We start from the raw sequence: 14,496 nt of genomic DNA, 5'->3' as shown, positions 1-14,496 counted from the left end.
TGTGAAATGAGAAAGTATTGCTTGTCGTTATTGCTCTTGTTCCTGACATTGGTTTCGAATGCAGTCGAACCTCCCAAGCGTGAGATTCGGGGAGTGTGGCTGACAACTGTCTATGGTCTGGACTGGCCACATAATCCGGCAACGACGGAGACGGGGCGAAAGGCGCAACAACGCGATGTCTGTGACATTCTGGACCGTTTGCAGGATGCGAATTTCAATACTGTTTTTTTGCAGGTCCGTATGCGTGGCGACGTCATCTGGCGTTCGGCTATTGAACCGGCAAGCAAAACTTTCTCTGGAAAATATGGAATGATGCCGGGATATGATCCGCTGGCTTTCGTGGTCGACGAATGCCACAAACGGGGGATGGAATGCCATGCTTGGTTTGTAACTTTCCCGCTAGGCACGGACAAGAGTGTGAAAGAACAGGGAAAGCTCTCGGTTGTCAGGCGCCAGCCGAAACTCTGCAAGCGTCATAACGGCGAATGGTATTTAGACCCCGGCGTTCCTGGAACTTCCGACTATGTGTTGTCTTTAGTAAAGGAGTTGGTGAACGGATACGATATCGACGGCATCCATTTCGATTATATCCGCTATCCGGAACAGGCAAAATCTTTCCCGGATAAAAACTTGTATAATAAATATGGTAAGAAACGCCCGCTGGCAGAATGGCGCCGGGAGAATATCAATAAGATGGTTTACCGCATTTATGACTGGGTGAAATCGGTAAAGCCTTGGATACAGGTCAGCAGTTCGCCGCTCGGCAAGTATAACCGCATCGAACGTGTTCCGAACGCCGGATGGACGGCTTATGAAAGTGTCTTCCAGGATCCGAAAATGTGGATGCAGAACGGGAAGCAGGATATGATCGTCCCGATGATGTATTACCTGCATGATAACTTTTTCCCGTTTGTTGACAATTGGGTAGATAACTGCAACGGACGCCTTGTTGTTCCCGGATTGGGCGCGTACCGGATGTTGAAAGAAGAGGCAGACTGGACCGTCAACGATATAACGGATCAGATCGACTACAGCCGTTATTACGGAGGGGCCGGCTGTACATTCTTCCGTTGTGCGAATATCCTTGACAATACGAAAGGGATATACGATGAGTTGAAGGATAAATATTATAAATATCCGGCACAACTTCCTCCTTTGTCCTGGTTGGACGATACGGTTCCTGCAGCCCCGGAAGAAATACGGGTGAAAAAGGAAGGGAATGAGTTGAAGCTCTCCTGGCAGAAACCGGATTCGGAAAAGGACGTGTTGACTTATACCGTCTATTATTCGCTGACGGATTCGATCAATCCGACATCCGCCCGAAATATCTTGATGACAGGAATCCGGGATACCTCCATCTATCTGCCTGTCGATACGACTTCGGAGCGGGGATATATATTTTCCGTTTCATCTTCCACTCGCTATCATATAGAAAGCGTGCTATCGAAAGAAACCTATTATTATCTTTCTAAATATCCTAAATAATATTAACGGTTTGGAAGGAAACCCTGGAATACTCCGGTGGACAATGGAGCTGGTTGCCCTTGCTAAAAAAGTAAGGGGCAAGTATATTTTGACATATCGCTTTATAGCATATTTAGGTATGGGTTACATAATTTGTGAAATCTGTGTCTAAAAATTGATACCGATTCCGATTATTTGCCAGAATACAGTATCTTTGTGCGTTTTCAAGAAAAATAATTTATCCGGAATGCAGCGTTTCGGATAATTTGAACATCATAATAAATGTATGGTCCTGGAAAGGGCATGAAGGCACACACTAAATGACGGAGAAACAACTGATAGAGGGTTGTAGGAATGGGGAAAGGCTGGCTCAGAAGGAGCTATACGAAACGTATTCCCGTAAAATGATGGGAGTTTGTCTGCGTTATGTTAGCGACAGGGAAACTGCCCGTGATTTGCTACAGGATGGTTTTGTGAAAGTCTTCACCAGTATGGATTCTTATTCGGGACTTGGGTCGTTTGAGGGGTGGATGCGAAAGATCTTTGTCAATTGTGCGTTGGAGTATTTGCGCAAATCGGATGTTTTGCGTGAAGCAGTCGATCTGGATAATACGGTGGAGTTGGTTCATCCAGATAGTTCTGCTATATCCGATATGTCGGCAGTCGAGTTGATGAAACTTGTGCAGGAGCTTCCTGCTGGTTTTCGTACAGTGTTTAATCTGTTTGCAATAGAAGGTTATTCACATAAGGAGATTAGCGAGATGATGAATATAACGGAGAGTACATCCCGGTCGCAGTTCACGCGTGCCAAACAATTATTGCAACGCAGGATTCATGAATTGTATTGAGTAATAAAGAAATGAAGGATAAGGAAAGAGATATATTTGACGATTTGTTCCGTTCGAAGTTGCAAGACTTTGAAGCGGATACGATGCCGGGTGATTGGGAGGCAATAGCTGACCGTTTGCCGGTTAAAAAATCTGTCCCTTTCCGGCGGACTTTACGCTATTGGGGGGCTGCTGCTGTTATTTCTTTATTGGTTGTAACAGGAGGAGTCTATGTTTTTAACCGCGACCGGGAACATCTGCCTATAGCCGAAACGATACGGAAAGAAACCGAGGCTGTTGAAAACAGGCTGACTGAACGATCCGAATCGGTGACACCAGCAGTCGTCGCTTCCAAGCCGGTTGACCGGATGGCAAAACGTGCTGTTGCGCAAGTTACGGCCGTAACTACGTCCCGGTCGGATATAACTGTAGACGAAGTTGTCCTTTCGCCAGAAGAAGATTGTGATACTGTTGTAGTGATTTCTTCTAAAATATCCGAAGCGTCCGAAGCGATAGCGGTGACCGAGACGGCAACGCTGACCGGAACACACTTTTTATTTGCGGATGCAGCGCCTGTGAAAACAGAAGAAAAGAAAGTACGGGCGAAAAGATGGAGTTTCGGAATGGGAGGTGGTAGCGTGAGTGCTGGAACATCTAATTCATTAAATGCCTATGCTTTGAAGAATACGTTGATGACGGATCAGGAACTGTTGCAATTGAATTCCCCGTATTTCAATAGTCAATCTCCGAAAACAAATATTCGCCATAAGACACCAGTTTCGATCGGATTAGGTGTCAGTTATTCTATAAATGACCGTTTTTCCCTCCAGTCTGGTTTAAATTATACATTCCTTTCTTCCGAATGGGAGACCGGAGCTATATATCATGGTGAGACGAAACAGAAGTTACATTTTATTGGAATTCCTCTTTCTTTGTCCTATAAAATAGCAGAATGGAAGCGTATTCAATTTTATGCAGCGGCGGGGGCCATGACCGAGATTAATGTTGCTGGTAAGTTGAATGCCAAAATATTTGTGGAAAACAATGAAATCCGTCACGAGAAGAAGCATATCCGTATGAAAGAATGGATGTGGTCTGTGAATGCCCGGGCCGGTGCCAGCTATCCGTTGCTCCGTTTCTTAAGTGTTTATGCGGAGGTGGGAGCCGGTTATTATTTCGATAACGGAAGCGATATTGAGACGATCCGTTCCGAGAAACCGTTTAATGTGAATTTGCAGGCGGGTTTCCGTTTCGGTTTTTGAGTAAGAACTAATAAATAATAAACAATATAAAATTAAAGAACAGTAAAAATGAAGAAACTTAAAGTTTTAGGGTTAGCAGCAATCGCTGCGGGTATGTTTTCGTTAACCTCTTGTTTGGACGGCGGCGGTAATACACAGCAACTTTCAAGTTATGCTATAGTCGATTATTCTTCTACGATGAGAACTCTGATTTATCCATTGGGCTATTATCCGTTGTATGTCGCTACAATTGCAAATGATCCGACTTATAGGGCTGGAGATTGTGTGTTGGCTAATTTTACGGTCGATTTTGATTCGGCGGATAATGCGAATGCCAGTACAAATGGTTTTTATGTGGCGACAGGAGCTGCTTCTTCTCCATTAGCAAAATATGATTTGAGTTATTCTCCATTGGACTCAATGGCATTAGATAATGAATTGCTTTTGTCTGGTTCCGAAAGTGCATTGTTATTTTCTAATAATTATAAGAGAATCGTTGTTATTCCTACTTTTACATCTGTGTTGACGGATCAGAAGAACACATATATAATGTCGATGGATTCTAATCAAGAACCTGAAACTGTTGATGGAACGGACCGTGTTTATACGTTGTGCTTACGTGCTCAAAAGCGGGAAGAAGGGAAAGCACCAACCATTAGCAATGCTATGGACCCGATCGCTGTTGAAGGAGGTACATTATATTCTATGTTGAAAGGAAAAGAATCAGCAGCAGGGAAGAAGATTGTAAGTTATCGTGTGAAGTATCCTTTGACATTCAACGCAGATTCGACAAAGATAGCGACTTGGGGGTATTCTAAAATTTCTCAATTCTCGATTGAGGAAGCTACAAATTAATATTCCATATCTTGCGCTTGACGCAGGATCACATTAAAATCGGCCGTATAAACATTAGATCGATAAGGCTAGTTTTTTGTGATCTTGAGTCAAGCATGGAAACAAGGAGACTTTAATGCACCTCCATAGTTTTTGGCAATGCTTTTATCATAATAATATCCCAATATTTAATGAATGTCCCTAAGATGTGTGGCTGCCGATTCCATATATGCTAATAATGCCAACAGAAAGTTTTCGATGCAACATCGAAGCATGTTTAATTATCAGCGTTTTAGCATTTTAATCGGTACAAATATATTTTTGACAAAGAATTCATTTTCTATGTACAAGTGCAAACCTTTGTTTTTCAGCCTTTTATTGATTTTATTTGTACCGCCTTTCTTCATTCAAATTTTGTATATCAAAAATCAAGTATAAAACTTTGATTCTTTAATAGTTTTATCCCATGCGCTACATGATGATGGTACAACAAAGATAGGTCTTTTTTGTGAATTTCTCAATGTATTAATGTGGAAAATAATAATATATTTAAGTAGTACTTGTGGTGTAATCCGGAGATTATTTATGTTTTTGATTATGTAACAAAATCAAAAAAAGTAAGACGATATTACATCATTATCATTGGGAACTTAATTTTTTTCTATGTTGTTTCCAGTTTAGGATACTTTGTCGTATGTTTACTATTTAGGTGTGGATGCGGCAAGCGGTAGGATATTGAAAATAAAATAAAAAAATATAGGATTTATAATCAAGCACTATGATTTGACGATAAGTTTTTTATAAAAAAAGGTACAAAAATGCCTCTGAAACAAAGGTGGACAAATTATGATTGTTTTGCAAAGTAATCAGTCTTCAACTAATAGGCATAAATCGGGTCTTGGAACGAGATTTCACCAGCCTATCAATATATCACTCTTGATAAGAGTAACTTTTGAACGGAATATTGAGATCGTTGAAGAGATTTGATAGCAATGTATCACTTCGGTTTAACTGATGGCCTTTTTTCCAGCTATAAGGTTGATATAGTTAAGTTGATGTGTGGTCAGTGTTTGTTACAAACGACGACTTATATGACAGCGGTCGCTATTTTTTTAAGATTGCCTAATAGAAATAATATATTGTTTGTTATCTGTAAAATATCAGCCTTATGAATAATATAATAGCATTTAATATCTCAACGCCCAATAATGTGGCCGAAGCAGATTTCTGCAGAAATAAATTCAAAAATTTATCTCTGTAACACATCATAAAATAAAATAAAACTGCTATATTTGCATATTATATGATATGTTGAGCTATGACAAAAAGTACAATGGGTACCAAGTTGCCAAGGAAATTGGAGCAGAAGATGAAGATAGTCGGTGAGCAGATCAGGCTGGCCAGACTGCGTAGAAATCTCAGTATTGCTCAGGTTGCCGAACGTGCCACCTGTTCACCTCTTACGGTTTCACGCATAGAGAAAGGTGTACCGACAGTGGCAATAGGCATTTATCTTAGGGTGCTTTATGCACTTCAGCTGGATGATGATCTTCTTCTGCTTGCAAAAGAAGATGCAATGGGAAAGGCCTTGCAGGATTTGAGTCTTAAGAAACGAGAAAGAGCATCCAAAAAAGAATAAGCGATGAAAAAACTTTATGTATTTGCCGATTTCGATTGGCTGAAAGAACCAAGGCTTGTTGGAGAGCTAAGTTACGAATCACTTCGTGGCTCTGACAGCTATGGATTTTGTTATAGTAATGAGTGGTTGAAGGACTATGGTAGTCTGTTTCTTAGTGATGATTTGAACAATTATCCTGGTCAGCAGTACACGGCTCTCGGCAAGGATATTTTCGGATGCTTTTCGGATGCTCTTCCAGACAGGTGGGGACGTACATTGATAAATCGCAGGGAGCAGATTCTGGCAAAGGATGAAAAACGCCCGGTGCGTAGGCTTTCTTCGTTTGACTATCTTATAGGGATTGAAGACTTTTCTCGTATGGGAGGTTTCCGTTTCAAAGAATCCATGGATGGAAACTATATTAATGCAAGTGAAACCTTGCGCATTCCTCCATTGACAGACATACGTGAGTTGATTGCAGCCAGTTCTGAAATAGAGAAAAGCGAAGAAGAGGATCAGCTTCCTGAAATGCGATGGATTGCACAGTTGGTGCAGCCAGGCTCTTCTCTTGGTGGTGCACGTCCAAAAGCAAGTGTGCTTGATGAAAACAAGAATCTTTGTATAGCAAAGTTTCCGTCCCGTAAGGATGATTATGATGCAGGTCTTTGGGAACATTTTTCGCATCTTTTGGCAAAAAAAACTGGGATCAATGCAGCGGAAACAAGAGTAATCTCTACAAATGATAAATATCATACTTTGCTTTCCAGACGATTTGACAGACGAGAAGATGGTAAACGTATACACTTTGCTTCAGCCATGACACTTTTGGGGTTGAATGATGGAGCTAATGCCAATACAGGCAATGGCTATTTGGATATTGTTGATTTTATCATTCAAAACTGTACCAATGTGGAAGATAATCTGAAAGAGCTGTATCGTAGAGTGGCGTTCAACATTTGTATTGGTAACACAGATGATCATTTCCGTAATCATGGTTTCCTTCTGACTGTCAAGGGATGGACTCTGTCACCGGCATATGATATGAATCCTACCTTAAACGAATATCAGAGTCTGTTGATTAACAGCTATACCAATAAATCGGATTTGAAAGAATTGTTGGATTCTTGTGAAGAGTATATGATTCCGGAAGATACTGCCGGGCAAATCATCGCTGAGGTGCTGAATGCAGTTATGGAATGGAGAACATTAGCTACGAAATTGGAAATTGCGAAAAGTGAGCAGGAACGTTTTGCTGCGGTTTTTGAGAAGCAAATACTATAGATAGTCAATTATCCATGTACCCTAAGTTCTATTAATGCAAAAATTAATCATCTGCAGTATAATAATTAGTAAAGAATAACAAGTTGAAACAATAAATAAAAGTCATGACTGAAATTGAATTCAAATGGTTAACTGAACCTCTCGCTGTTTTACTAACAGGTAAAGGGGTGTTTATTGTGAGTATTGTAATAGCTGTAATTTTTGGATTTATATACTATAAGAATAGATCTAGACAGTTGCTGAATAGCTTACCAGGACTGTTTACATCTTTAGGTCTTTTGGGAACATTCGTGGCTATCTGTAATTCATTAGGCGACATCAACCAGGACTCACTTGAAATAGATACCATAATTCGAAATTTGGTACCTGCCTTTACATCTTCTATCGCAGGTCTTATTTCTGCGTTTATCGCAACAGCAGGATGTAAGATATGGTATTCATATGAAGACCGGAAATTGGAAAAGAAAATTAACCTACAAACACCTGAAGAGTGTTTGTATAATCTTACCCTGTTGTCAACTACAACAAATAAATCTCTATCAAGGATTTCACAGCAACTTGTAGAACAAAGTGCCAAAAATGAAGAATATAATGAACGACTCAATACTACTATTAGTCAGCAAAGTAAGATTCTTGAGCAATTTATCAATGACTTTGTAAAGAGAATGGATGATATCTTTACTAAGATGCATGGTCAGATTGAACAGAATATTAAGGATTTCGGTGAAGAGCAGTTCAAGAAATGTGCAGATACTCTTGAGGCTTTGACAGATAAAATGTCTTCACTCTCTAAAGGTCTGCTTGAAGAGCAAAAGACTAATGTCCAGCAAATGATTGCAGGGACCAATACAGAGTTACAGTCTGTATCTAGCAATGTGACAGTACAAATCACATCACTCTGTACTCGAATGACTTCTGCATTGGCTAATTTACGTTCTAGCCAGGATGAAAAATTGACTTCTATCGTTGAAAACTATAATGCTTTGTCAGAGAAATTGGCTAGTCAGAACTCAGATTTCGCTGAAAAGATGAATGCACAATTTAATGCTGAATATGAAAAGATTCAGGAACAAAATACAAACAGCTTGCAACAGATGGTTGATTTGAAGGATGCTTATGCTGAAGTAAATCAAGAAATGCTTCAAAGCAGTACATCTATGAATCGTGAAGTAAGTGCTGAATTACGCAATTCTCTTTCTACATTCGTAACGGACTTACAGAAGACTGTTACTGACGAAGTTAATGCCCTCAGTTCAGCAATTGTCACAAATGTAGAAGCATTAGAAAGGAGTTATGCATACATCAGTGATCATGTTCGAAATATTAAGGGCAACTATGAGAGTGCAGCTCAAGCATATATTGATGCCGTAAATAATGCTCATAGGATGAATGAGAGTCAAGAAAATATGCTTTCGACCATTAATGATAGTATGAAGCATGTTGTCCACACAAATGAAAAGGTGGATGAAGTCATTGCTGTAATAGAAGAAAGACAAGAACGTATAGAGAACCTGATTTCTCACATCAATGAAATCAGCACAACAATTGAGACTCTTCAGAAACTTGAAAGTCAACTTAATAGAATCACCAACAAATGAGTAAGTTGAATTTTAAAAACGAAGGTGACGAGCATAATTTCTGGCAGAATTATACAGATTTAATGTCAGGGTTTCTGGTTGTGTTTATCATAACCAGTCTTGTTGCATGGTATGGCTACATTAAGGTGACAGGGGCTATTGGTGGTGATGGTGGTAGTATAAAAGTCACCATTGAACAATCAAGAATGATTCGAGAGTTCAACGAAGCACAAAAGTCATTAGTAAGTGAGTATTTCCATTATAATGAGCAATATCAAAGATTTGAGTGTAAATCAGATATAATGTTTGAACCTAATTTGGCAAATATCCCGGCTGATAAAGAAGAAATTTTTATAGAAGCGGGAAAAGAGTTGGTTAACAAAATTTTGTCCAAATTTAAAGAGTCTGTAAATATTTCTTTCAAAATCATAATAGAAGGACGAGCAGCCAGACATTTGAACAAAGGTTCCAAGGAAGCAAATGAAGCAGCGGATAGAGCTGTATGGCACACAATGGAAATTCGTAGCTATGAACGTGCATTGAGCTTATATAATCTTTGGAATCAAAATGGGATAATTAAATCCATTCAAGAAATGAATGGAGAAGTGTTTATTTCTGGTTCGGGTTTTGGTGGTCAAGGTAGATATTCCAATACTCCAGGCCAAGAAGAACTCAACAAAACATTTATCATTCAAATCATCCCTTACATCAAATAAAGTAGAGGAATTATGAAAGTAAGAGACCTCAGACAATATATAAAATCAATTTCAAAAGGTAATGAAACCCTTGAACTAGTAGGTTCGAATAAAGAATACTTTTTGAATATGATGAGTGGGCAGGGACAAAAAGTCGATGCTCTCATAACAGGTGCAGCCAGTTTTGCAAATAATGCAAAAGAACAGTTGTTCTATGAATTTGTGCAGAATGCGTATGATGCAAGTGCAGATTCTTTATTCTTCTATGCTAATGAAGAGTTCTTGATAGTACTAAATAACGGAGAACCGTTCTTTACTGACCTCAATATTTTTGATCTTCCTGAAGGCGAAGAGCCTAGAGATGGTCAGTTATATAATTTTTTAGCAAAAGGCAAATCCTTGAAGTTAAACGATGATGACAAACTAGGTAAGTATGGTCAAGGTTCCAAGTTGCTTTATACACTTTTGGCAGATATAAATCATAACGTCAATACAGAAGAACTTCTTAAAGATGCCATCATTAATAACAAAAAAGGACCATATCTTGTTAGTTGGCACAATATGTCCCAGTTGGATGCTTGGCTTATTAATGATGATGAGTGGATTCCTGCTCAAGCAGACGATGTAGAGAACCATATACTGTTTGCGAAAATTCTTATGAGCTATTATCCAATAGCACCAGGTCAAGATTTAGAAAGATTTAGCAATGAAGAAGCACAAAGAGCAATTAAGGCATTCAATGAATTAGTTGATCCGCCAAGAAATAAATCGTTCTTGACTAAGGGAACGGCTTTAATTATACCCTTAGGAAAGGGTAAGTATGATGCGATCATTGAAGAAAACAACCTTGAGAATGTTCGTGCACGTTTAGGCGTTTTTGCTTCCATCACAGCTGCTCAAGAGCGTAATGTAGGCAAATCACTTAAACATATATATGTGATGGGTAAAGAAGTAGAGCAGCATCCTGTTAGTTCATTATTTGTTGATTTTGTAGAAGAAGGGAATAAATTCCATTATCACTTTGCTTTCAATCCAATATTCGCTGAAAAAAATGTGGTTAACTTCTTTAAGGGATTGCCTATTCTACAAACAAAATATCGATTTGGTTTTATTTTGGACAGCCAGATTTTAGAGGTAGATGATAGCCGTCAGCGTATAAGCGATACAGAAAAAACTTGTGATCAATTGCGTCTTGCCTATACACATTTGGTTGATGAATTGAAGTCGCTTTTGGTTACAAATAGAGAAAAGTTTGATTATATCTATCAGTCCTTGATATCGTCACGCCCAGAAGATAACTCTGAAGATGAACAGAAGATCCGTAAAGCATTCTATGATGTTATTCGTCCATTCTTGAAGGAATATGCTTATACATCTGAGGGTACTTACGTACCTTTTGAACAAGTATGTGAGGAAGAAAAGGAAACGAATGTTTTATTGAAAGATATTGGTATAACTGATTTACATTGGATTGACAATGAAAGCAGAAAAAAATATTCTTTCCACTTTGATAAAAAGGTTCGTGTTTTACGTTTTGCTGAGATGCTTCAAATGGCAGACATGGAAAAATTGTCCGCATGGATAAAGTGTATGTCTAAGGAGGATTATAGACTATTCCATACCAATTGTCTTGATTGTATCTCAGATATTGAAACAATACAATTATTCCGTTCAAATGAGAATAATTTATATTCATGGGGGGAATTGAAGTCCGATATTAATGTTTACTATATGGCTCAGACGACACAACCAATATTTGTAGGTCAAGAGTATATAGTAGAACCTATGTGTGAGGAATATGATGAAGATGATTATTCAAATCTTTTCGGTAAGATAAAAGCAAATCTTGCAGAATTGAGAGAAACTTCTATGGGCAGAGATGCTGTATGTCAAACGCTCTGTATGATTGCTGAAAATGAATCTGATTACGAAGATGAAATTATAAATGGAATCACTGTTCTTCAGAACTGGCGTGGTGATTATTTGCCATTCTCTGAACTGTTTGAAGAGCGTTTGGACGGGACTATTTTGTTTGACAATTTCCGCATCAAAGGTAGTATACCTGAATGTATTAAACATCGAGATTGGCTTATTGACAAACAAGGCGACAATACAGCACTGTGGAATTGGATCGTAAATCATTTCGATGATATAAAGCAAGAAGATGGCTGGGGCGACAACACAGATGCATATCTAAGAGATATACAGAATGCTTACAAGGCAGGTGGAACATCTGTTGCAGGTTCATTACTTAGATTATATCTTGACAAAAATGGTAAACCTACAGATGAATCATGTCAGAATGTAGAAAACTTCGATAAGTTATCTGAAGCAGAATATGAAAAACTTCAAGCTTCATATTCTGATTATAATTTTGTGCCATATAAGTACGAAAAGGTGTTGAGTTCTGCACCATTCATGATGAATACCTTATATGTCTACGACTTGATTGACCCTAATCAGTTTATAGACTTTGATACATTGGCTATTTTGTCGAAGATATCATCTGATGGATTCTTGCTTAAATACAGGGTTATAGGTAATGATAATAGCTTTATAGTTCAGGCCCTTAATGGTGGGAAAAACTATACTAATGACCTTGACACGGATTTGAGAAGTGCTTTGTTAGAGATTGGATTTTACTATATACCTCAAAAGGTACAAACTCTTATTCCATCAGATACAAATGCTTTCAATATCACTCGGGACGACTTTGCAAATTCTGTTGTAGATAAGATTTCAGATAAGAATCTAATATTCCCCCTTATCAGAAATTGTAGCTCTGCTGTTGTGGAACATTATATCAATTCGTTGTCTATAATATCTATCGACCATAAGATTACAGATTCTGATATTCGTTGGCAGATTATTAAATTTGCCGTGTCACGTGATACTGAAGAGAATGAATTTAGAAAAACCATATTTAATTGTATCAGACATAATAATGAAGGACTTCCAGAGACAATAAAGGATAGTGTTTTCATTGCTTATGATCATGAGTATAGTCTGTATGCCTTAAATGGTGATTATCAAGAAGAGAATGAACATATCGATTCATTCCTGGATTGTCTTCCTTCAGATAATGATGCAGAGTGGTTTAAGGAACAATTTTATGGAGACAAGAAGGAGAACGTTTCTTGCAAAGAAATCTATGACGAGATAAAAGATAAACATCTCACAATAGAGCAACTCCGCTTCTGTCTTGACTATTCACTTAATGATGGGCCTGATTATTACAATCTTGAAATAGGTAAAGAAGAGAGTCTTAGCGAGGCTTTGACAATGATTAAGACTAACCAGTATAGAGGGTTTGATGAGTATTTCAAGATTTCTGATTTTGATTCAGAGACCCAAGTATTTGCAGAGCAATCTTTACTTAATGACGAAGAAAAGCTTCCCAACGAAATGCAGAAATGGTTGGAACAGAATGTTGATGCTATCAATTTGTTTGAGAATATCAGAACCGACAGTGAATCATACATTTCTGTAAGAAGACTCATTCGTGATAACGAAGAAGCTATAGCTATTCCTGATTTTGAAGACCCAGATAAAACTGAATCAACAATAAACTGGTTGTTGAATGCTGAACTTATATACGTTTATGGAGATAATGCCTACAAGAATATAAAACGTATAATCGATAGACTACCAGAAGGCATTGTTAACATGGTATTCTTAAGGTATACTGGTAATGTCGAATGTCGTGATAAGTCACTTGACTCTATTTGCCCTACATTTACTCTTGAAAAATATGATAAAGAATCATGTTTCTTATCTATTTATTCTTGGACGCCAATATTCTTGGATATGTTGATGAATGACAAGAAGGTGCAGAATTTCTTTGTAAATGAAGTCGTGTTTGCTTATGAAGGATTAGAATTACTTTCTAAACATAAACTACATAAATCTCCTAAACTAGAGGTTTCTGTTAAGGCTCATGAAGGAGATTATAATGAAATTGCAACAGAACCATATCAGATTTGGAAGAATATGCCCGAATCTAGAGGTATCTTGATTAAAACATCAAAGAAACCTATTGGTATAAACTTTACAATGCTCAAAAATAGGGAACAGGTTTTCTCAAAAGCAATAGATAACAAGGAATTTGGTTATGACACTAATGGTTTGGTAGTTGTTCAATATCCTAATGCAGAAAAAATCTCTGCAATAAAGATGATAGAGAAACATATTGCCGATATGGAGTTCTTCCAGCAACCTTTTATTGTATTGCAAGGACTATATGTAGACCAATTGGAAAAACTTGAGCAAATTGCAGAGGAAAAAGGAACAGATATCGCTACGATAGTTCAAACTTCAGAAAAATCAATTAGTAATACAGGTGATAATGATGCGAACTTAAAGGTCGATGAAGATAAACTTGACAATATTAAAGAGTTGGCTGAATCATTTGATGCAGATGAATTGATGGAACTTGCTGATAAGAAAGACATGATATTAGAGATTCTTCATGAAATGCAAGAGGTTGATGATGAAACTCAAGAGTCGCAAGTTCGTCAAACAATTGGATATATTGGTGAACTTATTTATGAGCAATATCTATTGGCCCAAGGTAAGGATTATAAGTATGCTGCAATAGAAGGTATTGGAGATTATGACTTCCATAATATTACAGACAGGATTTATGTCGATGTTAAAACAACATTGTATAGTCTTAAAGATGGTACTGCTCCATTCTATTTACATAAATCTCAAAATACTTTTATGCAAAAGCATCCCAATGAGAAATACCATATAGTTCGAATATCATTAAACGACTTGGATTTGCAGAAATCGTATGAAAGAATAAGAGATATTTATGGTAAAGAAGCAAATCCTATGATTGACGAAAGACTCAAAGAGGATTGTTTGAAAATTGCCAAGAAGTATTGGAGAGGTGCAAAGATTGAACAATTCGATGCATTGTCACCAGAATATTCTATTAAGATAGAAAAGAAGTAA

At 37.8% G+C, this 14,496-nt stretch carries 9 protein-coding genes; all 9 read left to right on the top strand.

Annotated features, from left to right (window positions below):
* Window positions 1-6: 6 nt before the first annotated feature.
* The 9 genes from NQ542_RS09470 to NQ542_RS09430 all read left to right on the top strand — a co-directional run bounded on the left by NQ542_RS09470 (window position 7) and on the right by NQ542_RS09430 (window position 14,496).
* The gene (locus NQ542_RS09470; protein WP_005650924.1) at window positions 7-1,485 is read left to right on the top strand and encodes a glycoside hydrolase family 10 protein; all 1,479 of its coding nucleotides are present in this window, start codon (window positions 7-9) and stop codon (window positions 1,483-1,485) included.
* Between the two features lie 299 nt (window positions 1,486-1,784).
* Entirely contained in the window at window positions 1,785-2,312 is a 528-nt protein-coding gene (locus NQ542_RS09465; protein WP_005640846.1) for an RNA polymerase sigma factor, read from the top strand.
* Window positions 2,313-2,323: 11 nt separating this feature from the next.
* Window positions 2,324-3,553 (top strand): porin family protein, encoded by a 1,230-nt coding sequence (locus NQ542_RS09460; protein WP_005650926.1) that lies wholly within the window; start codon window positions 2,324-2,326, stop codon window positions 3,551-3,553.
* A gap of 48 nt (window positions 3,554-3,601) precedes the next feature.
* Window positions 3,602-4,387 (top strand): BFO_2992 family lipoprotein, encoded by a 786-nt coding sequence (locus NQ542_RS09455; RefSeq protein WP_005640849.1) that lies wholly within the window; start codon window positions 3,602-3,604, stop codon window positions 4,385-4,387.
* Window positions 4,388-5,684: 1,297 nt separating this feature from the next.
* Entirely contained in the window at window positions 5,685-6,005 is a 321-nt protein-coding gene (locus tag NQ542_RS09450; RefSeq protein WP_005640851.1) for a helix-turn-helix domain-containing protein, read from the top strand.
* A 3-nt stretch (window positions 6,006-6,008) separates the two neighbouring features.
* Entirely contained in the window at window positions 6,009-7,265 is a 1,257-nt protein-coding gene (locus NQ542_RS09445) for a type II toxin-antitoxin system HipA family toxin (protein ID WP_005640852.1), read from the top strand.
* Window positions 7,266-7,369: 104 nt separating this feature from the next.
* Window positions 7,370-8,863 (top strand): MotA/TolQ/ExbB proton channel family protein, encoded by a 1,494-nt coding sequence (locus tag NQ542_RS09440; protein WP_005640853.1) that lies wholly within the window; start codon window positions 7,370-7,372, stop codon window positions 8,861-8,863.
* Entirely contained in the window at window positions 8,860-9,558 is a 699-nt protein-coding gene (locus tag NQ542_RS09435) for a hypothetical protein (protein WP_005640854.1), read from the top strand. Before NQ542_RS09440 ends, NQ542_RS09435 begins: the two co-directional genes overlap by 4 nt.
* A gap of 12 nt (window positions 9,559-9,570) precedes the next feature.
* Window positions 9,571-14,496 carry a hypothetical protein gene (locus tag NQ542_RS09430; RefSeq protein ID WP_005640855.1) on the top strand — a complete coding sequence of 1,642 codons (4,926 nt, stop codon included), beginning with the start codon at window positions 9,571-9,573 and terminating at the stop codon, window positions 14,494-14,496.

The organism is Parabacteroides merdae ATCC 43184 (assembly GCF_025151215.1).
Taxonomy (GTDB): domain Bacteria; phylum Bacteroidota; class Bacteroidia; order Bacteroidales; family Tannerellaceae; genus Parabacteroides; species Parabacteroides merdae.
The sequence above is the reverse complement of the archived record's forward strand: the minus strand, read 5'-3'. Positions and strand labels throughout refer to the sequence as shown.

Bases quoted from the DNA above. Each gene is read 5' to 3' on its own strand.
- NQ542_RS09470 (WP_005650924.1), top strand. From the start codon at position 7: ATGAGAAAGTATTGCTTGTCGTTATTGCTCTTGTTCCTGACATTGGTT.
- NQ542_RS09465 (WP_005640846.1), top strand. From the start codon at position 1,785: ATGACGGAGAAACAACTGATAGAGGGTTGTAGGAATGGGGAAAGGCTG.
- NQ542_RS09460 (WP_005650926.1), top strand. From the start codon at position 2,324: ATGAAGGATAAGGAAAGAGATATATTTGACGATTTGTTCCGTTCGAAG.
- NQ542_RS09455 (WP_005640849.1), top strand. From the start codon at position 3,602: ATGAAGAAACTTAAAGTTTTAGGGTTAGCAGCAATCGCTGCGGGTATG.
- NQ542_RS09450 (WP_005640851.1), top strand. From the start codon at position 5,685: ATGACAAAAAGTACAATGGGTACCAAGTTGCCAAGGAAATTGGAGCAG.
- NQ542_RS09445 (WP_005640852.1), top strand. From the start codon at position 6,009: ATGAAAAAACTTTATGTATTTGCCGATTTCGATTGGCTGAAAGAACCA.
- NQ542_RS09440 (WP_005640853.1), top strand. From the start codon at position 7,370: ATGACTGAAATTGAATTCAAATGGTTAACTGAACCTCTCGCTGTTTTA.
- NQ542_RS09435 (WP_005640854.1), top strand. From the start codon at position 8,860: ATGAGTAAGTTGAATTTTAAAAACGAAGGTGACGAGCATAATTTCTGG.
- NQ542_RS09430 (WP_005640855.1), top strand. From the start codon at position 9,571: ATGAAAGTAAGAGACCTCAGACAATATATAAAATCAATTTCAAAAGGT.